Below are 24813 nucleotides of genomic sequence, written 5' to 3'. Positions count from 1 at the left end.
CCGGCGCGTTCCGTTGCACCTGCAACCGTGTATTGCGGCGTCGCAGCAACCTGTGATCTAGTCGAGGCATCCGGTGGCCTCACGATGCGCTCCAGGGAATGAGCGGGGACGAGTGTCGCCGCCAACCCTATACGCATCGAGGTAGAGATGGCCCCCCGCAACCGCCAAGGGCTTTACGACCCGCGCTCCGAGCGCGATGCCTGTGGATTTGGCATGGTCGCCCAGCTCGACGATCAACCATCGCGCCTGTTGGTTGATACCGCCATCGCCGCGCTTTCGCGCATGACCCACCGTGGCGGTGTCGCCGCCGATGGCCTGACCGGTGATGGCTGCGGCCTGCTGCTGCGCCGCCCCGATGCGTTCCTGAAACTGCTGGCCAGCGAAGCCGGCATCACCACCGCCGCGCGTTTCGCCGCCGGCCTGGTATTCCTGCCGCATGACGCCGACACGGCGCAGGCCTGCCGCGCGCAGCTGCAGGCGCAGGTGGAAGCGGTGGGCTGCAAGGTCGCTGGCTGGCGCGAGGTACCGACCGACGACAGCGTCTGCGGCCAACTGGCGCGCGACACGCTGCCGCGCATCGAGCAGGTGTTCGTCGATGCCGGGGTTGGCCAGGATGATGCCGGCTTCGCACTGGCGCTGTTCCTGGCCCGTCGCCGCAGCGAACAGCAGCTGCGCGAACACGCCGACTTCTACGTCGCCACCCTCACCCCGGATGCGATCAGCTACAAGGGCATGGTGCTACCGGACAAGCTCAGCCGCTTCTTCCCGGACCTGCAGCGCCGCGAGCTGGCCTCCAGCGCGATCGTGTTCCACCAGCGCTTCTCGACCAACACGCTGCCGCGCTGGCCGCTCGCCCACCCGTTCCGCATGCTCGCCCACAACGGCGAGATCAACACCATCGAGGGCAATCGTCGCTGGGCGCAGGCGCGCAGCAAGGTGTGGAAGACGCCGCGCTTCGATATTGGTGAATTCGACCCGGTGATCTCCATGCACGGTTCGGATTCGCAGAGCCTGGACAACATGCTGGAACTGATGGTCGCCGGTGGCATGGAGCTGATCCAGGCGCTGCGCATCCTGGTGCCGCCGGCCACCCAGTCGCTGGAGTTCAAGGACCCGGACCTGGCCGCGTTCTACGAGTTCCACGGCCTGAACAGCGAGCCGTGGGATGGCCCGGCCGGCATCGTTGCCTGCGACAGCCGCCACGCCGTCTGCACCCTCGACCGCAACGGCCTGCGCCCGGCGCGCTGGATGCTGACCGCCGACCGCCACTTCCTGGTCGCCTCCGAGGCCGGCGTGTGGGAAGTGCCGACCGAGCGCGTGGTGCGCAAGGGCAAGCTCGGCCCCGGCGAGATGATCGCGATCGACCTCAAGCGCGGCGACCTGCTCGACTCCGACGCGGTGGACCGCATCAACCGTGGCCGTGCGCCGTACAAGCAGTGGCTGCAGCAGGGCGTGACCTACCTGCAGACCGAACTGATCGACCCGTCGCTGGTGGAAGAGCCGTTCGACGAAGCGACCCTGCGCAGCTACCACAAGCTCTACCAGCTCAGCAGCGAGGAAGTGGAGCAGGTGCTGCGGCCGCTGGCCGAGACCGAGCAGGAAGCCACTGGCTCGATGGGCGATGACACGCCGATGGCCGTGCTGAGCCAGCGCAGCCGCCCGCTGTACGACTATTTCCGCCAGGCCTTCGCGCAGGTCACCAACCCGCCGATCGATCCGCTGCGCGAAGACTGCGCGATGTCCCTGTCCACCCAGCTCGGCAAGGAGACCAACATCTTCCATGCCGGCCCGGAGACGGTGAACCACGTCATCCTCAACTCGCCGGTGCTGAGCCAGCGCAAGCTGCGCCAGCTGCTGAAGATGGAGCAGTACGTGCAGGCCAACCGTCTGCTCGACCTGTCCTACAGCGAGGACGAGGGCCTGCGCGCCGGCATCGAGCGCATCTGCAGCGAAGCCGAACAGGCCGCGCGCGATGGCATGGTGATGCTGCTGCTGTCCGACCGCTACCCGGTGGCCGGGCGGCCGATGGTGCACGCGCTGCTGGCCACCAGTGCCATCCACCACCACCTGTCGCGGCTGGGCCTGCGCTGCGACGTGAATCTCATCGTCGAGACCGGCACCGCGCGCGACCCGCACCACATGGCCTGCCTGCTCGGCTTCGGTGCCACCGCGGTATACCCGTACCTGGCCTACCAGACCCTGTTCGACCTGGGCCGCCGTGGCATCCTCAAGCTGAGCAAGGGCGGTGAGCAGTCGCAGATCGGCCGCCGCTACCGCAAGGGTGTCTACAAGGGCCTGTCGAAGATCATCTCGAAGATGGGCATCTGTACCGTGGCCAGCTACCGCGGCGCACAGCTGTTCGAGATCATCGGCCTGGAACCGGAAGTGGTGGACCTGTGCTTCCCGGATACGGCCTCGCGCATCGGTGGCGCTGGCTTCGCGCGCCTGGATGCCGACGCACGCGAGCTGTGCGCACAGGCCTGGGACGCGCAGCAGGACGTGGACGTGGGCGGCCTGCTGAAGTACGTGCACGGCGGCGAGTACCACATGTACAACCCGGACGTGGTCACCACCCTGCAGCGCGCGGCCCGCAGCGGTGACCCGCGTGCGTGGCAGCAGTACTGCGATGCCGTGCATGCACGTCCACCGTCGGCGCTGCGCGACCTGCTGGAACTGGTGCCGGCGGCCACGCCGGTAGCGCTGGACGAGGTGGCTCCGGCCAGTACCCTGTTCCCGCGCTTCGATACCGCGGCGATCAGCCTGGGCGCACTGTCGCCGGAAGCACATGAAGCATTGGCCATTGCCATGAACCGCCTCGGCGGCCGCAGCAATTCCGGCGAAGGCGGTGAGGATCCCGCCCGCTATGGCACCGCAAAGCGCAGCAAGATCAAGCAGGTCGCCTCGGGCCGCTTCGGCGTCACCGCTGAGTACCTGGTCAACGCCGAAGTGCTGCAGATCAAGGTCGCGCAGGGCGCCAAGCCCGGCGAGGGCGGCCAGCTGCCGGGCCACAAGGTGAACGAACTGATCGCGCGCCTGCGCTATGCCCGGCCCGGGATCGGCCTGATCTCGCCGCCGCCGCACCACGACATCTATTCGATCGAAGACCTGGCCCAGCTGATCTACGACCTCAAGCAGGTCAACCCGACCGCGCTGGTGTCGGTAAAGCTGGTCAGCCATGCCGGCGTGGGCACGATCGCCGCCGGCGTGGTCAAGGCCGGTGCGGACCTGATCACCATCTCCGGCCACGACGGTGGCACCGGAGCCTCGCCGGTCAGTTCGATCCGCTATGCTGGCGTGCCGTGGGAACTGGGCGTGGCCGAAGCGCACCAGGCGCTGCTGGCGAACGACCTGCGCGGGCGCACCCTGCTGCAGACCGATGGTGGCCTGAAGACCGGCCTGGACGTGGTCAAGGCCGCGCTGCTGGGCGCGGACAGCTTCGGCTTCGGCACCGCGCCGATGATCGTGCTGGGCTGCAAGTACCTGCGTATCTGCCACCTCAACAACTGCGCCACCGGCGTGGCCACCCAGGACGAGCGCCTGCGCGAGAACCACTTCACCGGCCAGCCTGAGCGCGTGGAGAACTTCTTCCGGCTGCTGGCCGAGGAAGTGCGCGGTTGGCTGTCCTACCTGGGCGCGCGCTCGCTGGAAGAGATCGTCGGCCGTACCGACCTGCTGCGCCAGATCGATGCTGCGCCGCGCGACGGCGTGCGCGTGGACCTGTCGCGCCTGCTGGCCGACAGCCGCTACGAGGGCAGCCACTGCGCCGCGCAGCGGCTGTACGAATCGCCGGACAGCCTGGCCACGCAGATGGATGGCCTGCTGGCGCCGGCCATCGAGCACAAGCGCGGTGGCGAGCATCGGTTCCTGATCCACAACACCGACCGCAGCATCGGCACCCGGCTGGCCGGTGCGGTGGCACGCGCGCACGGCAACCAGGGCATGGCCGAGGCACCGCTGGAACTGCGCTTCCGCGGCAGCGCCGGGCAGAGCTTTGGTGCCTTCAATGTCGGTGGCCTGCACCTGGAAGTGGAGGGTGAAGCCAACGACTACGTCGGCAAGGGCATGGCCGGCGGCCGCTTGGTGGTGCGCCCGCCGCGTGGTGCCCGTTTCGAGGCACGCAGCACTGCGATCATCGGCAACACCTGCCTGTATGGCGCCACCGGGGGCGAGCTGTTCGCTGCCGGTCGTGCCGGCGAACGTTTCGCGGTGCGCAATTCCGGCGCGCTGGCGGTGGTGGAAGGCGCCGGTGACCACTGCTGCGAATACATGACCGATGGCGTGGTGCTGGTACTGGGCAAGGTCGGCCTGAACTTCGGTGCCGGCTTCACCGGCGGCCTGGCCTACGTGCTGGACGTGGACCGCGATTTCGTCGACCGCTACAACCACGAGCTGATCGACATCCATCGCGTCTCCGCCGAGGGCTTCGAGAACTACCGCCAGCACCTGCACCGCCTGATCGGCCGCCACCGCGAGCTGACCGGCAGCATCTGGGCGCAGCAGATCCTGGACGAGTTCCGCGATTACATCGGCAAGTTCTGGCTGGTCAAACCGAAGGCCGCCAGCATCGAGTCGCTGACCGAAACCCTGCGACGCGCCGCGTAACGGTAGTGCCGGCCGCTGGCCGGCAACCCAGGACCACGTAGTGCCGGCCGCTGGCCGGCAACCGCAAAACACCACAGAGCCCGCCATGAGCCGCAAGCACGCCTTCCAGTTCCTCGACCTGCCCCGCACCATGCCGCAGCGCATTCCGGTGGAACTGCGCACGTCCGGCGACTGGGGCGAGTTGTACGGCAAGTTCGGCAAGGAGGACGCCCAGTACCAGGCCGGCCGTTGCCTGGACTGCGGCAACCCCTACTGCAGCTGGAAGTGCCCGGTGCACAACGCCATTCCGCAGTGGCTGCAGCTGGTGCAGGAAAACCGCATCCACGAAGCGGCCACGCTGTGCCACAGCACCAACCCGCTGCCGGAAGTGTGCGGCCGGGTCTGCCCGCAGGACCGGCTGTGCGAAGGCAGCTGCACACTGGAGGAATTCGGCGCAGTCACCATCGGCGCGGTCGAGAAGTACATCGTTGATACCGCGCTGGCCACGGGCTGGCGCCCGGACCTGGGCGCGGTGCAGCCGACCGGCCACAGCGTGGCGGTGATCGGCGCTGGCCCGGCCGGGCTGGCCTGTGCCGACCGTCTGGCGCGCGCCGGCATTGCCGCCGTGGTCTACGACCGCTACGAGCAGATCGGCGGCCTGCTGCAGTTCGGCATTCCCAGCTTCAAGCTGGACAAGGATGTGATCCACCGCCGCCGCGAAGTGCTCGAGGGCATGGGTGTGCAGTTCCGCCTCGGTGTGGAGATCGGCCGTGACCTCAGCGTGCAGCAGCTGCTGGACAGCCACGATGCGGTGTTCGTCGGTACCGGTGCCTACCGCTATACCGACGGTGGCCTCGACGGCCAGGACCTGAAGGGCGTGCTGCCGGCACTGCCGTTCCTGGTGCAGAACAGCCGCATCGTCGGCGGCGATGATCCGAAGGGCCGGCCCATTGCCGGCTGGGAAGACAGCATCGCCCTGCCCGACCTCAACGGCAAGCGCGTGGTGGTGCTCGGTGGCGGTGATACCGGCATGGACTGCGTGCGCAGCGCGGTGCGGCTGGGCGCGGCCAAGGTCACCTGTGCCTACCGCCGCGACGAAGCCAACATGCCCGGCAGCGCGCGCGAAGTGGCCAATGCGCGCGAGGAAGGCGTGCGCTTCCTGTTCAACCGCCAGCCGCTGTCGATCGAAGCCGGCGCCGACGATGAGGTGATCGGCGTGACCGTGGTCGAAACCCGGCTGGGTGAGCCCGACGCCAATGGCCGCCAGAATGCGGTGCCGATCGACGGCAGCGAATCGCTGCTGGAGGCCGATGTGGTGATCATCGCCTTCGGCTTCTCGCCAACCGTGCCGGCGTGGCTGGCCGAGCACGGCGTGGAAGGCCGGTCCAACGGCCGCATCGTGGCTGGCGGCAAGGACCGCCTGCCATTCCAGACTGCGCACCCGCGCCTGTTCGCCGGCGGTGACGCAGTGCGTGGCGCCGACCTGGTGGTGACCGCCGTGGCCGAAGGCCGCGACGCCGCCGCCAGCATCATCCGCCTATTGGCGCACTGATTCCGGCGCCAGCAGCACGGCCAGCAAGCCCCGCAGTTCCTGCGCCGCCACCGGCTTGGCCAGGAAATGATCGATGCCCGCTTCGCGGCAGGCCTCGCGGGTGCGATCCAGCGCGCTGGCCGTGAGCGCGATGATCGGGACCTGCGCGCGAACCGCGCAGGCGTCGGCGCGGATGGCCCGTGCCAAGGCAAAGCCATCCATGTGCGGCATGTGGCAGTCGGTGATGACCAGGTCGAACGCCCGCGCCTGCCAGGCCTCGAAGGCCTGGCGACCATCGGCGCAGGCGTGCACCTGCAGACCCAGATCATGCAGGCGCTGCTCCAGCAGGTGCAGGTTGGTGGGGTGATCTTCAGCTACCAGCACCCGGGCCGACGACAGTGGCCGCGCCGCCTCTGCCGGAAGCGGCAATGCCTCGGCAGGCAACTCACAGGCGTCCAGATCCAGTTCCAGCCACACGGTGGTGCCCTTGCCTGGCGCGCTGCGCAGGCACAGTTCTGCTTCCATCGATGCAGCCAGTTCACGGCAGATCGCCAGGCCCAGGCCGCTGCCGCCGAAACGGCGCGTTGTCGATGCCTCGGCCTGGGTGTAGGCAGCGAACACCGCCTGTTGCCGTTCCGGGCTGATGCCCACCCCGCTGTCACTGACCTGCAGGCGAAGACGTTGGCCGCGATCGTGCTGCTGCAGCACCTGCACCTGCAGATCCACGCCGCCATGCTCGGTGAACTTGAGCGCGTTGCCGGCAAGGTTGAACAGGATCTGGCGCAGGCGCAGGCCATCGGCCAGCGATCCGGCCTGCAATTCCGGATCAAGTTCGATCCGCAGATGCAGGCCCCGGCTGGCCGCCACCGGCATCAGCAACTGCTGTACCGCGCGCACCAGTGCCGCCACGCTCGTGGGTCGCAGCTGCAGCGGCAGTGCCTGCAGCCGTTGGCTGTGCAGCACGTCGTCCAGGATCTGCCGCAGCATCTGGGCAGCATCACCCACGGTCACCAGCACCTGTTGCTGGCGATGATCCAGATCGCTGCCCTCCAACCGCTCGAGCATGCCCAGCAGGGTGCTCATCGGCGTGCGGATCTCGTGGCTCATGGTTGCCAGGAAGTGGGCCTTGGCCAGCGCTGCCTGCTCGGCCGCACGGCGCGCCTCGGCCAGCGCATGGGTGCGCGCCTGCACTCCGCTTACGTCGATCCAGTAGCCACTCCACTCGACGTCGCCGCTGTCCAGGGACAGCGGCCGTCCATGCGAGTGGACCCAGCGCCAGCCTTGTGGCGAGCGCGTGCGAAAGGTGACATCGATCGGGCCCCGCGCCAGGGCAGCGGCGTCGACGGTATCCATCAGCCGCGAGCGATCATCGGGATGAACCGCAGCCAGCAGGCGCTGATGATCGATCAGGGCGGTTTCCACGCTGATTCCGAACAACGCCTGCACGTCGCCTGCGATCTGGGGAAAGCTGTAGTGGCCGGTGGCAGAGCGACGCGCCTGATAGACCACCGCTGGCAGATTCGAGGTCACCTCCTGCAGGCGTTGCGCAGCCACGCGGCGACGCTCGCTCTCGCGATGCACGCGCCAGTAGCCGAAGGCGTACACCAGCATGAGCGCCAGCAGGGTCAGCGAGGCCGGCACCAGCCAGCGCAGGGGGGACGCAGAGGGCGGGTGTCGCGGCTGGTTCGGCAGCCAGGACGTGCGGATCGCCTCGCGTTCGTTCGCGGTCAGCTGCGACACGGCCCGCTCGAACACCGGGATGACGTCGGCGCAGGCGGGCACGGTGGCCAGCACCGGCGCGTCGTCGATTCCGGCCGGCGCAGCGATTACCAGCGGCTCGCCCCGATAGTGGCGCAACGCGGCCTCGACCTCCCCAAGATTGGCGACCACGGCATCGACCAGGCCCGTGCCCAGCAGTGACAGGGCGTCGTCGATGGGGGCGGGGGGCAACAGCTGCACGCCAGACGCCTGTTCGGTCAGCGCCCCGACCAGCGACAGCGGGTCGGGACTGGCCACGGTGCCTCCGCGCAACGCCTCCAGGCCCAGCACCGGCGATGCATCCCGGCGCCGCACGATGACCTGTGGCAGCTGCACGTAGGGCGCACTGGCCACCCACCCCGTCGGCAACTGCGAGCGCGACCAGCCCAGCAGTGCCTGGACGTCGGGCGGCACCGTTCCCTCAGCGATGGCGGCGGTTGGCAATGGCTGCATCTGCAGTGGTCGCTGCGCGCCCAGCAGCTTCAGGTACTGCGCGCTGAGCCCGCGCGGCTGGCCCTGCTCGCTGGAGGACAACGGCGCGCGGTCGGCGGGCCAGGCAATGCGCAGCGGCGTCCTGCAACCCGCAGCGGCGGCCAGGGCAGGCAACAGCAGGCCGGCCACGACCGCGGTGGCGGCACGCAGGCCAGCGGCGTTCACGATGGGCATCCTCTTCTGGCGGGCGGAATGAACGGCCGCGCAGCGGTACCGCTGCCTCTTACGCTAGCGGCGCGTGGACGAGGCGCAATGAAGAAAGTTGTAAAAACACCAAGATAGGTGAATGGCGACATACACTGCCGCTTTCACCCGTATCTGCGGAGCATTCGATGCGCATCGGCCTGGCTGCCAACCGTCTCCATCACCACGACGCGCGCGCCGCCCTGTTCCGCTGGCTGCGCGTCAGCGAACCCGGCCTGCGCGAGCTGGGCGTGTCGCTGCACGCGGTCGGCCGCACCCATGACGCGATACAGCGTCAGGGCTTCCTGACCGGATACGCGGGCCTGCATCGCTACCCCTACGGTCGCGAGGGTGGCTTGATGAAGCTGGTGGCCGAGGTGGTTGGCATGGGGCCGGATCGGACACTGGATGGCGCGGTCTACCTGATCGATCCGGTCGATCCATCCTCGGTGTTTCCGGAAGCCACGGCGCTGAAGCGGCAGTGCGTGATCCACGGCAAGCCTTTCATTTCCACCGTGGCCACCGCGCGCGACTGGATCGAGGTGGAACGCATCCATGCCGGACTGGTTGCCGATGCTGGCGCCGACGACCTGCATGCGTTCGAAGGACAGACGCTGGCGCTGATCGCGCACGACGCGATGAAGCCGGCGATGCTGGCCTTCGCCGATGAGCACTTCGATGTGCTGGCGCGGTTCGGTGAGCGGGTGGCAACCGGAACCACCGGCCAGCGCTTGAACGAGCTGGCGTGGAGCCGTGGCTGGCCCAGCGATATGCCCTGGGTGACGCGCTACCAGAGCGGCCCGATGGGCGGCGATGCGCAGATTGCCGACCGGGTACTGGAAGGGCGCTGCCAGCGCGCGATCTTCTTCGAGGATCCGCACGTGGCGCGCCAGCATGAGGCGGATATCCAGCTGCTGGAGCGCGCGGTGACGACGGTGACCGACCAGGCGGTGTGCATTACGGCGCCGCGGGTGGCGGCGCGCTGGGCGGCGGCGGCGGCGTTGCGGGCGAGGTGAGGATTTCGGCCAACGGCTGAGCCCCTCGTGATGGGTGGTATCCGAAGGCAAAGCCGTGCTTGGCCGGGCGGGGTGGATTGCGCAGGGGTCGCTGCAAGTACCCCTCCGGGGCCCGGCCCAGCCGCTGGCGGCTGTGCGTTCAGGCGCTTGCGAAGCAGTGCTTCGCAAGCAAAGCGCCTTCACCCCTGTAAGCTCGGTCGCCGCATCCATGCGGCTCACGCCCCTGCGCAACCCACCCCGCCCGGCCACGGACCGATTCCGGTGTGCCCACCACGGAAGAAAGAAAAGAAGAGCAGGCGCGGGTCGCGCGCTGCGCGCGCTCCATGGCGCGTTGCCAGGGCGGGGAATGCTCATCCTCTGCGCAGACTCTGTGCAGCGTCGAGCCTGCCCGACTGCCCAGCCCACTCTCTGGAGGAAAGCCCCTTCTGTTGAAGGGGCGCGCCGAAGGCGGGGGTAGAGGAAGAATGCGCGGGCAACTGCTGTAGCGCCCGCGCGCTATAGCAGTTGCCGCAGCATCGCCTTCAGTCGGCGCCCTTCGAGCTGGAAGTAATCGCGCTGTTCGCGCCAGGCGGGGAAGCGTTGTTCCACTTCGTGCCAGAACGCGGGCGAGTGGTTGGGCTGGATCAGGTGGCAGAGCTCGTGCACCAGCACGTACTCGAACGCTTCCGAACGACCGAGCACGAGGGCCAGGTCCAGTGCCATGCTGCCATCGGGGGCGAGCGAGCCCCATTGCGAGGACATCACCTTCAATCGCAGGCGGCTGGGTGCGCGCGGCAGTGTGGGCAGGTACTTCGGCAGCCAGCGGCCGACGTCGGCGCGGGTCTGTGCTTCGTAGAACTCGCGCAGCAGGCGACGCAGGGTGGCGTCACCACCACGTGTCGGCCACTGCACGCAGGCACCATGCGCGTCGATCTCCAGGCGCGCGTAGCGGCCTTCCTGCCAGCGCAGCGGCAACAGTTCGCCGCGCAGGGGCAGCACGCCGTCTTCGCCCGGCTGCAGCGGTGACGGCAGGCCCTGGCCCTGGTACTGGCGCAGCTGCAGTGCCAGCCAGTCGCGGTGCTGTTCCAGGAAGCGTTCGCCCATCACCAGGCTTGCGCGCGGCGGCAGGGTCAGGCGCGCGCCGCGTTCGTCCACGCTCAGCTTGATGCGGCGCGCACGCGGATCGCGCACGCGCAGTACCTCGATCTCGGCATCCTCCAGGCGCAGGCGAACGGTGTCGCGCTGTACGGTGGCGGGCGGGGTCGGGCTGATCAGGCGGCGCAGCAGACGGCTCATGCGCCCAGCATAGCGCCGCTTCGGGCCGCCGGATGACCGGCGGCCGTCGGGCTGCCTGTTCAGTCAGCCTTGCTGAGCTTGAAGGCTTCTTCCAGCAACAGGAACAGACGGCGGATCTCGGCGCTCTGCAGGGCGAAGCGGGCGTCGAACTCGGCGCGGCGGCCGTCTTCGTCGGCATGCTCCAGCTGGTCCAGGGCGCCGTCGAGGAACTTCAGCTTGCGCACGATCAGGTCGTCGCCGATGACGAAGGACAGGTTGTCCTCGAAGATCAGCGCCAGCTTGGTCACCTGCTTGCCGGCGTCCAGGTGCTTGTCGATCTCGTCGCAGCGCAGTTCCTGGTGCTGGCACTTGACCACCGCGCCGCCTTCCACCGGGTCCTTCATCTCGCACTCTTCGCCCAGGCTCAGCCCGGTCGGCAGCGGCTCGCCGGCGATCCAGCCGGTCAGGATCGAACGCGGCGCGACTTCGGCGTTCAGCGGCATCGCCGGGAAGCTGCCGAGCAGGCCGCGGATGTCGGACATGAAGTACTCGCCGGTCTTGCGGCTGGAGGTATCCACCGCCACGTAACCGTGCTGCAGGTCGATGAAGGCGTCGTTGCGCGAGGACTTCACGAAGGCGCGCGGCAGCAGTTCATGCAGCAGGTCGTCCTTCATCCGCTTGCGTTCGCGGCCACCCGGGCGGCGGCCTTCCTTCTCCTCGATCTCCTCCAGCTTGCGCTCGAGCAGGTCGTTGACCACCGCCGCCGGCAGGATCTTGTCCTCGCCGCCCACGGTCAGCCACAGGTGTTCGGCGATACGGTGGGAGAGCAGTTCCTTCTCCTCGCGGCCGAACGGCGAGATGAAGCCGCGTGAATTCATTTCCAGTGCGCCGACCGGCTTGAGCAGGGCGTGCGGCAGCAGCGTGTCGACTTCGGAAAAATCGGTGGTGGTCGGGAAACGGAAGAACGTCAGGTTGCGAAAGAACATGGAATTCCGGATGGCAAAGAGGAAGGGCGACCGACCTTAAACGGTGGGCGTCTCGGGATCTGCGTCGGCGTCGGCCGTGGAACCGGCCAGCCAGGCATGGGCGTCAGGCAGCGGCGCTTCGTCGCGACGACCCAGCGCCATGAAGTCGAACAGGGTGGTGTCGGCCAGCTGCGAGGGCCGGACTTCGCCCATGGCGCGCGCGATCTGCTCGATGCGGCCCGGGTGGTCCTTCTCCCACTGCTTCAGCATCAGGCCGACCTGGCGGCGCTGCAGGTTCTCCTGGCTGCCGCACAGGTTGCAGGGAATGATCGGGAACTGGCGTGCCTGCGCGTAGTCGACGATGTCGCTCTCGCGCACGTAGGCCAGCGGCCGGATCACCACATGCTTGCCGTCATCGCTGCGCAGCTTCGGCGGCATGCCCGACAGCTTGGCGTGGTGGAACAGGTTCATGAAGAACGTGGCCACCATGTCGTCGCGGTGATGGCCCAGCGCGATCTTGGTGAAGCCGTGGGTCTCGGCGTAGTTGTACAGCGCACCACGACGCAGGCGCGAGCACAGCGAACACATGGTCTTGCCTTCCGGGATGACCCGGCTGACCACCGAATAGGTGTCCTGCTCGATGATGTGGTACGGCACGCCCAGCCCGGCCAGGTACTCCGGCAGCACGTGCTCGGGGAAGTCCGGCTGCTTCTGGTCCAGGTTCACCGCCACCAGCTCGAACGGCACCGGCGCCTTCTTCTGCAGCTGCAGCAGCACGTCCAGCAGGGTGTAGCTGTCCTTGCCGCCGGACAGGCAGACCATCACCTTGTCGCCGGCCTCGATCATGCCGAAGTCGGCAATCGCCTCGCCGACCTGGCGGCGCAGGCGCTTGGCCAGCTTGTGCTGCTCGCGCTCGGCCACGCGCGGATCGCGGGCGGCGCGCGGCTGGGGATCGGGGAGGGAAATCACGGCACTCATGGGCTCCATTCTAACGGCTCGGAGCGGCCACGGCCGGGGGTCGGGATTCCCCTCTCCCGGCGGTCATCATCGCTGTGTATCCTCGAAGCCGTGGATACCTACGACCCCGCCGAGATTGTCGAACGCCTCGCCGCCCTGCGCGCCGAGCACCGCCTGCTGGATGAACAGATCACCCGCATGGCCGCCAACGGCGAGGACGAGCTGGAAGCCAAGCGTCTGAAGCGGCGCAAGCTGCAGTTGAAGGACTGCATTGCCAGGCTGGAAAGCCTGCAGATTCCCGACGAACCGGCCTAAAGACCGTCCTGGTGGGTGCCAACCCTGGTTGGCACGGCTGGGAGGTGTGGACCAAGGTCCACACCCACCGCATGGCCCGGCGCTGCCTTCAATCCTGCGGCGCCGGCTCGTCCGGGCGCGCTGCTTCCGGGCTGACCCGTTCGATGGTGTGGCGCAGTTCGCGGCCAAGGATGAACTTGGCGTCCTTGGCCCAGGCATCCAGGCGCTCGTCGAACAGCAGCTTGCTGTTCTCGTCCGGCCACACCAGGCGCAGTTCGCGCAGCTTCTGGATGAAGCCGCGGAACAGGGTTCGGTCGAAGAACTCCGGCGCGGCCGGTGCATAGAGCAGGCTCAGACGCTGCGCCGCCTGCTGGCACAGGCTTTCCAGCTCGGCCGCACCCAGCACGCCCGGGCCGTTCTTCACCAGCACCGAAATGGCGATGTAGTAGCGCTCGAACGCCTGCTGCAGCGAGTGGCCGATCGCACGCAGGCGGAACACCTCGTCGGTCTGCCCGGTGTTGCGCGCCAGGATGCCGCCGTCGTCGTCATTGACGTTCTGCAGCAGGCCCTCACGCACGAACACGTTGATGGTCTGGTCGATGCGCTGTGCGAATTCGTCCTCGCTCCACGGCAGGAACAGCTCGGCCTGCAGGAACGGGTACACCGTGCGGCCCAGCTGGACCAGGCCGGTACGGCTCATGCGGCGGTTGTTCTGGAAGCAGCAGGCCACCCACGACGAGGCGGTGAACAGGTGCAGCACGTTGTTGCGGAAGTAGCTCAGCAGCACCGCGGTATCGCCGCTGACGCTGAGCACGTCGCCCAGCGGGTGCTTGATGCGGGTGAGGACGTTGATTTCCTCGGCGTGGGCGATGATCCGCTCCGGCGAGTGCGGGGTCACCGTCACCCGGTCCGAATACGGCATCTCGACCAGCAGCGTCTTGCACAGCTCGATCTGCGCGATCAGGTCGGCCTCGCCCATCGCGTGCTTCGGCGTGGACAGCAGCGCCAGCGCCAGCAGGTTGATCGGGTTGACGTCGGCGGCGCCGTTGATGCGCACCTGGATGCGTTCGGCCAGCGTGTCCACCGTGGTCGATAGCCAGGCTGGCTTCTCGTCCTCGGACACCGCCTCGCCCTTCCACTCCGGCGCCTTCTCGGCCAGTACGTCGTTCAGTGCTATCGGTTCGCCGAAGTTCACCACCACCTGGCCGTAGTTCTGCTTGAGCACCTTCGGGATGCCCCACAGCAGCGACCAGATCGATTCCTTTTCCTTCGGCCGGCCGGACAGTTCGTCCAGGTAGCTGCCGCCTTCCATCAGCTTCTCGTAGCCGATGTAGATGGGCTGGAACAGCACCGGCTTGCGTGGCTGGCGCAGGAACGCACGCAGCGTCATCGAGATCATGCCGCCCTTGGGCTGCAGCAGTCGGCCGGTACGCGAGCGGCCGCCTTCGACGAAGTACTCCAGCGAGTAGCCGCCGGCCACCAGCTGCGCGACGTACTCACTGAGCACGGCCGAGTACAGCGCGTTGCCACGGATCGAGCGGCGGATGAAGAACGCACCGCCCTTGCGCAGCAGGGTGCCGACCACCGGCAGGTTCAGGTTGATGCCGGCCACGATGTGCGGCGGCACGATGCCACGGTCGTACAGCAGGTAGGACAGCAGCAGGTAGTCCATGTGGCTGCGGTGGCTGGGCACGTAGACCACTTCGTGGCCCGGCGCGGCGGCCTTGAACTTGTCCAGGTGGTGCACCAGCACGCCCGCATAGATGCGGTTCCACACGTGGCTGAGCATGAAGCTGGCCGAGCGCACCACCGGGCTGGAATAGTCCGCGGCGATTTCCCAGGCGTAGGCGTGTGCCTTCTTCCAGGCATCGGCCGTCTTCGAATTGTCGCGCTTGGCCTGCGCGGCGATCGCTTCGCGCACCGGTTCGGCGGCCAGCACCTGGTCCACCAGCAGGCGACGGGTCGACAGGTCGGGGCCGATCACCGATTCACGGATGCGGCGGAAATGGGTGCGCAGCACGCGCTGCAGCTTGCGTACCGTGCGTTCCGGCTCCAGGCCTTCGTCGATGATGGAACGCAGCGAGATCGGCGGCGCGAAGCGGACGATGGTGCTGCGGCCATTGAGCAGCACCGCCAGCAGGCGGCGGAAGCGGCCGACCAGCGCCCAGTTTTCCGAGAACAGCACCGCGAACCAGCCGCTCTGCTTGTCCGGCGCGCGGCCGACGAAGATCGACACCGGCACCAGGTGCACGTCCAGGTCATCGCGCACGCGATGTGCCTGCAGGACCTTGGCCAGCGAATCGGAATGGGTCTTGGCACCGCGCTGCTCGGGGATCAGCGAATTGCTGGAGCTGCGCCGCGACAGCGCCAGGTAGGCGCGCTTGCGCCCGGTCGGGTCACCGGCCAGCGGCACCAGCGGCGACGGCAGGCCGGCCTGGCGGCAGGCCTTGTCCAGGATCAGCGCGTTGGACAGGCCGTAGTCTTCCAGCACGTACATGACCGGGCGGCCATCGTTGTACTGGCCCGGGTCTTCCGGCTCGATCTTCAGCGACAGCCACGGCTCGACCAGGCGGCCCAGCAACCGTGCCCACAGTGGGCGTCGGCCGGCCGGACGCGCGTGCGCGGGCGGCGGTACCGGGTTCGGGCCGGTACCGGTCGAGGGGGACGCCGGCACCGTATCGGCGGGCGTCGACTGGGATTCTTCGCCGGGGAACGGCAGCGGGTTCTGTTTCGACATCGGCGCCATTATGGCTTAGGCGGCGGCGTTGCCGCTTCCCCACCCTCGGCGGGGGCTTCAGCCGGTGACGGCGACGCAGCGGCGCGGGCCGCATCGGCCTTGCGCAGCAGGGCGTCGGTATCGGCCAGGGTGCGGGTCAGGTACCAATGGCCTTCGCGGCGGCTCAGCGGCAGCTGCAGGCTCATCTCGCGACCGGCGAGGTCGTAGCGCAGGCGTACCAGGGCGTTGTCACCTTCCACCGACAGCAGTTCGCCGCGCACGCTGCGCAACGCGTCGTCCACGCCCAGCCCGTAGCTGCCCAGCACCGCCTTGAGGGTGTGGATGAACGGCGCCAGCTGCGCCAGGCTGCCTTCCATGCCCGCGGCCTGCAGGCCGGCTTCGTCGTCGAAGCCGACCTTGTTGGCGGCGCCGACCAGCGCGGCGATGGTGCTGCGTGCGCGGGCCCGGTCACTGATCGGGGCACCCTGCGCCCAGCTGGCCAGGGTTTCGACCAGGGCGATGTAATGCGCCTGTTGGCCAGGCGTATAGCCCTTCTGGTGGCGCAGGTACTGCACACCGAAGTTGCCCATCGATTGCGCGGCCTGGCGAACCGCGCCGGCCTGTCCGGCCAGCTGGCGATCGAAGCTGCGCTGCAGTTCGGCGCTGGCGTTGGGCTTGCGCAGTGCGGCCAGCGTCGGCAGCAGCTGGTCGCCCAGCGGCAGTTCGGTCAGCGGCCACTGGCTGTGGCCTTCGGTCCAGGCCTGTTGCAGGCGCTGGTACTGGCTGGGCGGCACCGACAGCTTTGCATAGCCGACCAGATCGTCCTCGGCCAGGCGCAGCGCCATGGCCTGCACCGCCGCGACCGGCTCGGCCGCCGGCTTGGCCGGGTCCTGGGCCGATTCACGACACGCCGCCACGGCCAGCAGCAGCATGGCTGCCAGCCCCCATCCACGCGCAGACCTTCCTCGCACTGCCACGCTCATGCACTCGGACTCCCCGGACCGGTCCGCATCTTGCGGCCTGTGACGTGACAGCGGCAAGCCGGGACGTCACGGTTTCCGCTGTTGCTTGTGCAAGTCACTGATGGGAATAAAAAAAGAGCCGGGATCACGGGGATCACAGGCTCTTCAAACCGGCGCAGGGCCGGTGGACAGTGTTGTGGCACATGTCCGGTCCGAGGACCGGATGGCGGCGATCCTACGCTGGCGTTCAAGTTAAGGCAACACTTCACGTAGTGCGGCCTAAATTATTGATTTTATTGATCGTCCTGATGCCTGGCATGGAGACCATGAAATCTACAGCAGGTTTTGCGGCGATTCGGGCACAACCGCTTGCTGGACGGATGCAGAAACGCCATCCCGCGCGGGTCGGGATGGCGTTCGGGCCTGCAGCCTGCGCAACGGAATCTCAGCGCGCAGCCAGCGCCGACGCGATTTCCTGCTGGATGGCCCGGGCCGCGGCCTGCGGATCGGTGGCCAGGCGGATCGGACGGCCAACCACGATGGCATCGGCGCCATCGGCAAAGGCCTGGGCCACGCCAACGGTACGCTTCTGGTCATCGCCGACCGGGCCACCGGGGCGGATGCCCGGGCAGACGATCGAGAACCCGGCGCCGGTAGCGGCGCGGATCGGGCCGGCTTCCTGGCCTGAGGCGATCACGCCAGCGATACCGGCCGCCTGCGCGGCCAGCGCGCGTTCGACCACTACGTCCACCGGTTCACGGTCGATGCCCATCTGCGCCAGGTCCGGGCGGCCCATCGAGGTCAGCACGGTCACCGCCAGCAGGCGCATGTCGCTGCTGTTGGCGGCGGCGCAGGCTTCCATCATCGCCGGGTGCCAGCCGTGGATGGTGGCGTAGCTGACCGGCCACTGCGACAGGCGCTTGATCACCGCCGCGGCAGTGGCCGGGATATCGAAGAACTTCAGGTCGACGAACACGCGCTTGTCGCGGCGGGCCAGCTCGTCCAGCACCTGGAAGTACTCGCCCGACGCCAGCAGTTCCATGCCGATCTTGTAGAACGCCACGCTGTCGCCAAGGCGGTCGACCCACTCCAGCGCCTGCGCGCGGTCAGGCACGTCCAGCGCGAAGATCAGGCGCTCGTCATCGCGCAGCGGCAGCGGCGCGCGGCTCACGGCGCGTAGTCCAGGGCTGCGCGCTTGGCGTCGTGGCGGGCCTGGCGCGACTGGCTGTAGTCATTGTTGAACTGCGCCGGCTCGAAACCGCCGTAGGTCGGGTTCGGCAGCATCCACCAGCGCTCGCCGAACCAGTCGTGGTACTGCTGCAGCAGGGCGTCACGGCCTTCGTTGGTGTTGGCGGTCACTTCCACGAAGTCGCCCAGCTGGTCGCCGAACTGCATCAGCACGCGGTACTTCTGCCCGGCCAGGCGGCGGCGGCAGTTCTTCTCGCTGCCGGCCTGCTCGCAGCCTTCGACCACGGTGCCCAGGCCCAGGAACACGCTGTCATCGGCCACCGGCAGCCCCTGCTCGCGCAGGTTGGCCAGGGTCGCGTCCTTCAGGTGCACGGCGCGGTTGGAGATGTACAGCAGGGTTACGCCCTTGGCGTTGGCGGCCTTGGCGAAATCGACCACGCCCGGAATGGCCTTGGCCTTCTTTTCGGCCACCCACTGGTCCCAGCTCAGCTCGTCGTATTCCTTGCCGTCGCGTACCAGGCGCGCCTGGTAGGGCGAGTTGTCCAGCACGGTCTCATCCACGTCCAGCACCACGGCCGGCTTCAGGCCCTTGGCCTCGTTGCCGCGTTCCTCCGGCACCAGCGCATCCCAGTGCGCTTCCTTCAGCGCGGCGTCCAGGTGGTCGGCGGCGGCGCGGTAGGTCTGCTCGGTGATTGCCTTGTACTCCTGCGCGCGCTGCATCCACAGCACGGCGTTGAGATTGTCGTTGGCGGTCGCATCAAGCGCGCCATCAGCCTTGGCAGCGGCGGCCGGGGCCTCCGGGGCAGCGGCTTCGGCAGCAGGCGCATCCACGCGCTTGCAGGCGGACAGGCCCAGCGCCGCAGTGGCGAGCAGGGTCAGGGACAGGGAAACGGGACGACGCATGGATTCACCGGCAATCAGATATACCGGCGCATTTTACCGGCAAAGGCGGCCCCGGGACGGCTATGCTTGGCGGTTGACCCGTTGCCCTTCCGGAGGCCGCCATGACCGATTCCGTCCAGACCCCCGACGTCCCCCTGCTCGACGCCGTGCAGGCCCGCCTGCTGGGCTGCCTGGTGGAAAAGGAGGCGACCACGCCGGACACCTATCCACTGACGGTCAATGCCGCCCAGTCGGCTGCCAACCAGAAGACTGCTCGTGAGCCGGTGATGAACATCGATGCCGGCAGCGTGCAGCACGCGCTGCGCCAGCTGGAGGCGTTGGGCCTGGCCCGCCAGCACTTCTCCTCGCGCGCGGACCGCTACGAGCACCGCCTGCAGGCCGCTCTGGACCTGACCCGGCAGCAGACCGTGCTGCTGGCGCTGCTGCTGCTGCGTGGGCCGCAGACCCTGGGCGAACTGATCACGCGCAGCGAGCGCCTGCACCGCTTCGCCGACGCCGACGAAGCCCGCCACGCCATCGAGCGCCTGCAGCAGCGCGCGCTGCTGGTGGTGCTGCCGCGCGCCAGTGGGCAGCGCGAAGACCGCTACATGCACCTGCTGTGCGGTGAAGTGGACGGTGCGGCGCTGGCGGCCAGGTACGCCAGCAGCGGCGGTGGCAGCAGCGATGCAGCCGACCCGGGCCTGGCCGAGCGCGTGGCGCAGCTGGAAGCGGCCGTGGCCGAACTGCAGGCACAGCTGGCCGAACTGCGCGGTTGAAGGGGTGGGTGCCGACCGTTGGTCGGCACTGCATCTGAATCGTGCCGACCAACGGTCGGCACCTACCAACATCAGGGGTCAGACCTGCGCCGCACCCGGCGTGGCATACAACCGGCTCGGGCTGTCCACGCCCGGCAGCTGGATCACCCCGCGCTCCTGCATGCCCAACCCCAGCAGGATCTTCCCGGACACCACGTTGTCCAGATCGGTGATGCCATACAGATCGTGCAGGCCCAGCCCAGCGCGCGCATGCGCGAACACTGCCCGCGCCGCCTCACCGGCATAGCCCTGCCCGGCGAATTCCGACAGCACCGCATAGCCGATGTCCGGACCCGGCAGCCCATCACGCCGTACCAGTCCGGCATTGCCCAGCCAGGCACCGTCGGACAGCCGCTCGATGGCGTACATGCCGAACCCGTTCAACGCATAGCTGTGCAGCACACGCAGCGCGATGTAGTCCCGCGCCTGCTCCTCACTGCGCACATTGCGGTCGCCAATGAAGCGCACGAAGCCCGGATCATTCAACAGCGCCAGCATTGGCGCCGCATCGCGATCAGGCTCGATCGCACGCAGGCGCAGGCGTTCACTCTCGATCGGTTGCACAGGTGGACCTCCAGCCGAAACCCCGATTCTGCCTCAACCCCGGCTGCTGCTTTTGATTTTCTTTGCATTGCCGTGGAAGGAAGCGCCCGGCATCTGTCAGAGGCCGATCGGGGTGGGTTCGCGGGGGTATCCGCGCCATGGATGGCGCGGCTAAGCCCCCAGGGACGGGTTCACGGCGTCCCCCGCGAACCCACCCCGATCGGGCACACTGCGGAACCAACGCGTGCCCCACCACGGAGGGGCGGCGCCGTTGGAGCGCCCTAGTCGAACAATGCCTCGATCGCCGCCAACCCCGCACTCGCCCGTTCCTTCTTGCGCGCCGCATCGGCCACCGGATCAGCGCCATCACGCTGGATCTCCTCGGCCGGGATCTCATCGAAGAACCGGCTCGGCTTCAGCCGCACATGCTCACCGAACTTGCGCGTCAGCTTGCTGTAACTCATCCACAGCTGGATCTTGGCGCGGGTGATGCCCACGTACAGCAGCCGCCGCTCTTCCTGCAGGTTGCCCTCGTCCAGGCTGACCTGGTGGGGCAGCACGCCATCCTCGCAGCCAACGATGAACACGTACGGGAATTCCAGGCCCTTGGAGGCGTGCATGGTCATCATGCGCACCTGGTTGCCACCCTCGTCCTTGTCGCTGCGTGACAGCAGCGCCAGCTGGCCGGCCAGGTCAGCGGCAGTGGCGCCGCGCGGGCCGCCCTCGAACCACTGCGCCAGCTCCTCGATGTTGTTGGCACGGCGCTGGTAGCTGGCTTCTTCCTTGGCCTGCTGGCGCAGTTCACTGAGCAGGCCGGATTCCTTGGCGACCTTGCGGATCATGTCGCCGGAACTGATCTGCCGCATCTGCGCGCGCAGGTCGCGCAGGATGTCGGTGAAGCGCGCCAGGCTGTTGGCGGCGCGCGGCGGCAGCTGCTGCAGGGCGCCGATCGCCTCGGCAGCCTGTGCCATCGGCATGTCCTTTTCCTGCGCCAGCTCGGCCAGCCTGGCCAGCGTGCCGGCACCGACATCACGCTTGGGCGACTGCACCGCACGCATGAACGCGGTGTCGTCGTCCGGATTCACCAGCAGCCGCAACCAGGCCAGCGTGTCCTTCACTTCCTGACGCTCCAGGAACATGGTGCCGCCGGTCAGGTGGTAGGGAATGCGCAGCAGCTGCATCGCCTTTTCCAGCGGCCGTGACTGGAAGTTGCCGCGGAACAGGATGCAGAAATCACTCCAAGGCACGTTGCGCGACTGCGCCACGAAGGCGATCTCGGCCGCGACCTTTTCCGCTTCGTGCTCGCTGTTGCGGCATTCCCATACGCGGATGCGTTCACCGTCGGCCTGGTCGCTCCACAGCTTCTTCAGGTGCTCATGCGGGTTGTTGGCGATCAGCGCGTTGGCCGCGCGCAGCACGCGGTTGGAGCAGCGGTAGTTCTGCTCCAGCTTGATGATCTCCAGCGTGGGATAGTCGCGCCCCATCTGCTGCAGGTTTTCCGGATTGGCGCCGCGCCAGGCGTAGATCGACTGGTCATCGTCACCCACGCAGGTGAAGTTGCCCTTATCGCCGGCCAGCTGCTTGAGCAGCCGGTACTGCGCGTCGTTGGTATCCTGGCATTCGTCCACCAGCAGGTAGCCGATGCGCTCGCGCCAAGCCAGCGCGATCTCCGGATTTTCCTCCAGGATCTGCACCGGCAAACGGATCAGGTCATCGAAGTCGACCGCGTTGAACGCCGTCAGGCGCAACTGGTAGCGCTCATAGACGCTGGCCGCTTCCTTCTCGCGGTTGCTGCGCGCGGCGGCCATCGCCTGCTCGGGCGACAGGCCGGCGTTCTTGGCGCGCGACACCAGGTTCTTCATGTCCTCGATGTCGTCGGGCTTGGCCCCATACATCAGGTCCTTGATCTGCGCAGCGGCATCATCGGCATCGAAGATCGAGAAGCCACGCTTCAGGCCCACGGCCGCGTGTTCGATCTGCAGGAACTTCAGGCCCAGCGCATGGAAGGTGCAGATGGTCACCTCGTCGGCGTCCTGCTCGCGCAGGCGCCTGGCCACACGCTCGCGCATTTCCTTGGCCGACTTGTTGGTGAAGGTGATCGCTGCGATGCGGCGCGCCGGATAGCGGCCGCTGCCGATCAGGTGGGCGATCTTTTCCACGATCACGCGCGTCTTGCCGCTGCCCGCGCCGGCGAGCACCAGCAACGGACCTTCGATGTGCAGGACGGCGGCGGCTTGAGGGGGATTGAGACCGTGCATGGGAATGGGATTGTAGCGGGGCCGCAGCGGGCGGACCTGACTTGCATGCACGCCGTTCCTAAGCTATTGATTCGCCACCGGAGCACTGGAGCCAGGTGCATGCGCCCGACCGCCTCTGCCGCCCTGCTGGGCACCCTGCTGTTGCTGCTGGCGCCGTTGGCTGCCCGCAGTGCGGACTGCGCGCCCGATGCTGGCGCATCGTTGCGGTCGGCGCTGATGACCCCGGGCTTCCTGCAGGCTCATCCTGACCTGCACTGGCGCGAGCTGGGCCTGCAGTCGTGGCGCCAGGGCCGGCCCGATCATGCGCTGGTGCGTTTCAAGCGGGCGGCCGCGCACGCCGACAAGCTGTCGCAGTCGCTGGTCGCGCGCATGTACCAGGAAGGCACGGGTACCGCCCCTGATCCGGTGCTGGCCTACATCTGGATGGACCTGGCCGCCGAACGCGGCTACCGCGACCTGCTGCTGGAGCGCGAGCGCTACTGGAACCGCCTGGATGCCGCGCAGCGGCAACGGGTGCTCGCCGAAGGACCGGCGCTGTATGCGGCCTACGGCGATGCCACGGCCAAGCCGCGCATGGAGGCTGCCATGCGCGTGGACCGCAGCCGCATGACCGGCAGCCGTACCGGCTGGGTCAGCTCGATGCTGCAGGTGGAACTGTCCGACGGCCCCGAAGCCGGCTGGCCCACCCGTGGCGATGACTACTATCGCGATGCCTACTGGGACCCTGCGGCGTACTGGTGCATGCAGGACCGCATCTGGGAACAGGAATTCCGCGGCCGCAGCGTCGAGGTCGGCCCACTCAGCCCCGTGGAAGGCGCGGGGCGCTGACGTTCGTATTCCATGGTCATTGCCAGGAGGGCGATCATATGAAAGCGAAGCAAGCTCCACTCTTCTGCCTGCTGCTGGGCCTGTCGATGGCCGCTGCCGTGACCGCCAGGGAATGCCCGGTGGAGGCCCCGCGGCAGATCCCGCCAACCGTCCTGACCGGAGGCTTCTTCGATGCCCATCCGGACCTGTTCTGGCGCAGCATGGCCCAGCGGGCCGAACGGGACAGACAGCCCGCCAGGGCGCTGGACTACTACAAGCGTTCGGCGCGCTACGCCGACAAATTCTCCCAGGCCATGGTGGCGCGGCTGTACCAGGAGGGCCTCGGTACCCGGGCCGATCCGGTGATGGCCTACATCTGGATGGACCTTGCCGCCGAGCGCATGTATCACGACTTCCTGGTGCTGCGGGAGCACTACTGGGCACGCCTGGACGCACTGCAGCAGGCACAGGCGATCGAGCGCGGCCAGCAGATCTATGCCGACTATGGCGACCGCGTGGCCAAGCCTCGCATGGAGCGCGCCCTCAGGGACGGCCGCCAGCAGATCACCGGCAGCCGCCTCGGGTACGTGAGCTCCGGCCTGATCGTCGTCCAGCGCCGCGGCAACGAGCAGGGCATCGTGACGCCGGGCAGCATCGTCTACGACAACGACTACTGGCGCGCCGCCGACTACTGGTGCCTGCAGGACAACTACTGGCGCCCCGCGCTGACCCCCAGCGTCGAGATAGGACGGCCGGACGCGGTCCGCGACGACAAGGCGGTGGACGACTAGAATTGGGCGATGGCCAAGCTCTATTTCTACTATTCGGCGATGAACGCCGGCAAGACCACGACCCTGCTGCAGAGCGCGCACAACTACCGCGAACGCGGCATGCGGGTGGCGATCCTGACCCCGCGCCTGGATGATCGTGCCGGCGCCGGCGTGGTGGCCTCGCGTATCGGCCTGCGTGCGGACGGCATGGCCTTCGACCGTGACACCGACCTGCAGCACTGGGTCGAACAGGACCTGGCCGCCAACGGCCCGATGGGCTGCGTGCTGGTGGATGAAGCGCAGTTCCTCACGCGCGCCCAGGTCTGGCAGCTCAGCGAGGTGGTCGACCAGCTGCGCATTCCGGTGCTGTGCTACGGCCTGCGCACCGATTTCCGCGGCGAGCTGTTCGAGGGCAGCCAGTACCTGCTGGCCTGGGCCGACGAGATGCAGGAGATCAAGACCATCTGCCACAGCGGGAAGAAGGCGACGATGACGGTACGCGTGGACGAACATGGCCATGCAGTGAAGGATGGCCCGCAGGTGGAGATCGGTGGCAACGACCGCTACGTGTCGGTCAGCCGTGCCGAGTTCAAGAAGATCACCCGCGGTGAAGGGCGGATCGATCCGGCGCAGGCGCCCCTGCCGCTGTAACGGGTGTTCTTTTGCAGGGCTTGCAGCCCTGCACCCGCGGTAGTGCCGGCCGCTGGCCGGCAACAGCAACAGCAAGAGCTGGCATTGCGTGTGATGGCGGGGCGGTGTCGGACTGCGGGGACGCTGCAAGTACGTCCCTGTAAGCTTGGCAGCCGCATCCATGCGGCTGACACCCCGCACTCCGACACCG

At 67.9% G+C, this 24813-nt stretch carries 18 protein-coding genes; 8 read left to right on the top strand and 10 right to left on the bottom strand.

Annotated features, from left to right (window positions below; genetic code table 11):
• The first annotated feature begins 147 nt into the window (after positions 1–147).
• A complete protein-coding gene (gene gltB / locus O0K41_RS14820; RefSeq protein WP_164222964.1) occupies positions 148–4602 on the top strand; it encodes a glutamate synthase large subunit in 4455 nt (1484 codons plus the stop codon).
• Between the two features lie 85 nt (positions 4603–4687).
• Complete coding sequence (locus tag O0K41_RS14815; RefSeq protein ID WP_005407507.1) at positions 4688–6133, top strand: FAD-dependent oxidoreductase; 1446 nt, start codon at positions 4688–4690, stop codon at positions 6131–6133.
• Here the strand turns inward: O0K41_RS14815 and O0K41_RS14810 are convergent.
• Complete coding sequence (locus tag O0K41_RS14810) at positions 6119–8527, bottom strand: ATP-binding protein (protein WP_164222967.1); 2409 nt, start codon at positions 8525–8527, stop codon at positions 6119–6121. The genes O0K41_RS14815 and O0K41_RS14810 overlap by 15 nt on opposite strands.
• 167 nt (positions 8528–8694) lie before the next feature.
• Between O0K41_RS14810 and O0K41_RS14805 the strand changes: the two genes are divergently transcribed.
• Positions 8695–9561: a methylglyoxal synthase gene (locus tag O0K41_RS14805; protein WP_149500590.1), complete on the top strand. Its 867-nt coding sequence runs from the start codon at positions 8695–8697 to the stop codon at positions 9559–9561.
• A gap of 495 nt (positions 9562–10056) precedes the next feature.
• Here the strand turns inward: O0K41_RS14805 and O0K41_RS14800 are convergent, their stop codons facing one another.
• Genes O0K41_RS14800 through ttcA form a run of 3 tightly spaced genes read right to left on the bottom strand, consistent with a single transcriptional unit; the run spans position 10057 to position 12758 of the window.
• On the bottom strand, positions 10057–10836 hold the full coding sequence (locus O0K41_RS14800; protein WP_049449745.1) for a SprT family zinc-dependent metalloprotease: 780 nt from the start codon (positions 10834–10836) through the stop codon (positions 10057–10059).
• A gap of 59 nt (positions 10837–10895) precedes the next feature.
• Positions 10896–11801, bottom strand: a complete 906-nt coding sequence (locus O0K41_RS14795) for a recombination-associated protein RdgC (protein ID WP_005411825.1) — start codon at positions 11799–11801, stop codon at positions 10896–10898.
• Positions 11802–11837: 36 nt separating this feature from the next.
• Positions 11838–12758 (bottom strand): tRNA 2-thiocytidine(32) synthetase TtcA, encoded by a 921-nt coding sequence (gene ttcA / locus O0K41_RS14790; RefSeq protein WP_169447942.1) that lies wholly within the window; start codon positions 12756–12758, stop codon positions 11838–11840.
• Positions 12759–12848: 90 nt separating this feature from the next.
• Between ttcA and O0K41_RS14785 the strand changes: the two genes are divergently transcribed.
• A complete protein-coding gene (locus tag O0K41_RS14785; RefSeq protein ID WP_005407501.1) occupies positions 12849–13052 on the top strand; it encodes a YdcH family protein in 204 nt (67 codons plus the stop codon).
• Positions 13053–13140: 88 nt separating this feature from the next.
• Here the strand turns inward: O0K41_RS14785 and plsB are convergent, their stop codons facing one another.
• The 4 genes from plsB to O0K41_RS14765 all read right to left on the bottom strand — a co-directional run bounded on the left by plsB (position 13141) and on the right by O0K41_RS14765 (position 18800).
• Positions 13141–15777, bottom strand: coding sequence for a glycerol-3-phosphate 1-O-acyltransferase PlsB (gene plsB / locus O0K41_RS14780; RefSeq protein WP_005407500.1), 2637 nt, complete (start codon positions 15775–15777; stop codon positions 13141–13143).
• Positions 15777–16730 carry a hypothetical protein gene (locus tag O0K41_RS14775; RefSeq protein WP_308304523.1) on the bottom strand — a complete coding sequence of 318 codons (954 nt, stop codon included), beginning with the start codon at positions 16728–16730 and terminating at the stop codon, positions 15777–15779. Before O0K41_RS14775 ends, plsB begins: the two co-directional genes overlap by 1 nt.
• Positions 16731–17154: 424 nt before the next feature.
• Positions 17155–17880, bottom strand: coding sequence for an orotidine-5'-phosphate decarboxylase (pyrF, locus tag O0K41_RS14770; protein ID WP_049449742.1), 726 nt, complete (start codon positions 17878–17880; stop codon positions 17155–17157).
• Positions 17877–18800 carry a 5'-nucleotidase, lipoprotein e(P4) family gene (locus tag O0K41_RS14765; protein ID WP_021202272.1) on the bottom strand — a complete coding sequence of 308 codons (924 nt, stop codon included), beginning with the start codon at positions 18798–18800 and terminating at the stop codon, positions 17877–17879. Before O0K41_RS14765 ends, pyrF begins: the two co-directional genes overlap by 4 nt.
• A 101-nt stretch (positions 18801–18901) precedes the next feature.
• Here O0K41_RS14765 and O0K41_RS14760 point away from each other — a divergent pair, with 101 nt between their 5' ends.
• Positions 18902–19555 carry a DUF480 domain-containing protein gene (locus tag O0K41_RS14760; protein WP_005411818.1) on the top strand — a complete coding sequence of 218 codons (654 nt, stop codon included), beginning with the start codon at positions 18902–18904 and terminating at the stop codon, positions 19553–19555.
• Positions 19556–19633: 78 nt separating this feature from the next.
• Here O0K41_RS14760 and O0K41_RS14755 read toward each other — a convergent pair whose 3' ends face one another.
• Together O0K41_RS14755 and O0K41_RS14750 are read right to left on the bottom strand one after the other, a co-directional pair.
• Positions 19634–20158 (bottom strand): GNAT family N-acetyltransferase, encoded by a 525-nt coding sequence (locus O0K41_RS14755; RefSeq protein ID WP_033834574.1) that lies wholly within the window; start codon positions 20156–20158, stop codon positions 19634–19636.
• A 260-nt stretch (positions 20159–20418) separates the two neighbouring features.
• Complete coding sequence (locus tag O0K41_RS14750; RefSeq protein WP_164222969.1) at positions 20419–22395, bottom strand: UvrD-helicase domain-containing protein; 1977 nt, start codon at positions 22393–22395, stop codon at positions 20419–20421.
• Between the two features lie 99 nt (positions 22396–22494).
• Between O0K41_RS14750 and O0K41_RS14745 the strand changes: the two genes are divergently transcribed.
• The 3 genes from O0K41_RS14745 to O0K41_RS14735 are packed head-to-tail and all read left to right on the top strand — an operon-like array spanning position 22495 to position 24623.
• Positions 22495–23223: an SEL1-like repeat protein gene (locus O0K41_RS14745; protein ID WP_049449739.1), complete on the top strand. Its 729-nt coding sequence runs from the start codon at positions 22495–22497 to the stop codon at positions 23221–23223.
• Positions 23224–23261: 38 nt separating this feature from the next.
• Complete coding sequence (locus tag O0K41_RS14740; protein ID WP_049449738.1) at positions 23262–23993, top strand: sel1 repeat family protein; 732 nt, start codon at positions 23262–23264, stop codon at positions 23991–23993.
• 9 nt (positions 23994–24002) lie between these two features.
• Positions 24003–24623, top strand: coding sequence for a thymidine kinase (locus tag O0K41_RS14735; protein WP_005407490.1), 621 nt, complete (start codon positions 24003–24005; stop codon positions 24621–24623).
• Positions 24624–24813: the final 190 nt, after the last annotated feature.

Source organism: Stenotrophomonas sp. Sm2128 (assembly GCF_030985535.1).
Classification (GTDB): Bacteria; Pseudomonadota; Gammaproteobacteria; order Xanthomonadales; family Xanthomonadaceae; genus Stenotrophomonas; species Stenotrophomonas maltophilia.
Note: the sequence above shows the minus strand (reverse complement) of the source record. Positions and strands in the feature narration are given on the sequence as shown.

Excerpts from the sequence above, each read along its gene's own strand:
- O0K41_RS14795 (WP_005411825.1), bottom strand. The coding sequence starts at position 11,801 with ATGTTCTTTCGCAACCTGACGTTCTTCCGTTTCCCGACCACCACCGAT.
- O0K41_RS14805 (WP_149500590.1), top strand. The coding sequence starts at position 8,695 with ATGCGCATCGGCCTGGCTGCCAACCGTCTCCATCACCACGACGCGCGC.
- ttcA (WP_169447942.1), bottom strand. The coding sequence starts at position 12,758 with ATGAGTGCCGTGATTTCCCTCCCCGATCCCCAGCCGCGCGCCGCCCGC.
- O0K41_RS14815 (WP_005407507.1), top strand. The coding sequence starts at position 4,688 with ATGAGCCGCAAGCACGCCTTCCAGTTCCTCGACCTGCCCCGCACCATG.
- O0K41_RS14740 (WP_049449738.1), top strand. The coding sequence starts at position 23,262 with ATGAAAGCGAAGCAAGCTCCACTCTTCTGCCTGCTGCTGGGCCTGTCG.
- O0K41_RS14760 (WP_005411818.1), top strand. The coding sequence starts at position 18,902 with ATGACCGATTCCGTCCAGACCCCCGACGTCCCCCTGCTCGACGCCGTG.
- O0K41_RS14745 (WP_049449739.1), top strand. The coding sequence starts at position 22,495 with ATGCGCCCGACCGCCTCTGCCGCCCTGCTGGGCACCCTGCTGTTGCTG.
- plsB (WP_005407500.1), bottom strand. The coding sequence starts at position 15,777 with ATGGCGCCGATGTCGAAACAGAACCCGCTGCCGTTCCCCGGCGAAGAA.
- O0K41_RS14765 (WP_021202272.1), bottom strand. The coding sequence starts at position 18,800 with ATGCGTCGTCCCGTTTCCCTGTCCCTGACCCTGCTCGCCACTGCGGCG.
- O0K41_RS14775 (WP_308304523.1), bottom strand. The coding sequence starts at position 16,730 with ATGAGCGTGGCAGTGCGAGGAAGGTCTGCGCGTGGATGGGGGCTGGCA.
- gltB (WP_164222964.1), top strand. The coding sequence starts at position 148 with ATGGCCCCCCGCAACCGCCAAGGGCTTTACGACCCGCGCTCCGAGCGC.
- O0K41_RS14750 (WP_164222969.1), bottom strand. The coding sequence starts at position 22,395 with ATGCACGGTCTCAATCCCCCTCAAGCCGCCGCCGTCCTGCACATCGAA.
- O0K41_RS14800 (WP_049449745.1), bottom strand. The coding sequence starts at position 10,836 with ATGAGCCGTCTGCTGCGCCGCCTGATCAGCCCGACCCCGCCCGCCACC.
- O0K41_RS14735 (WP_005407490.1), top strand. The coding sequence starts at position 24,003 with ATGGCCAAGCTCTATTTCTACTATTCGGCGATGAACGCCGGCAAGACC.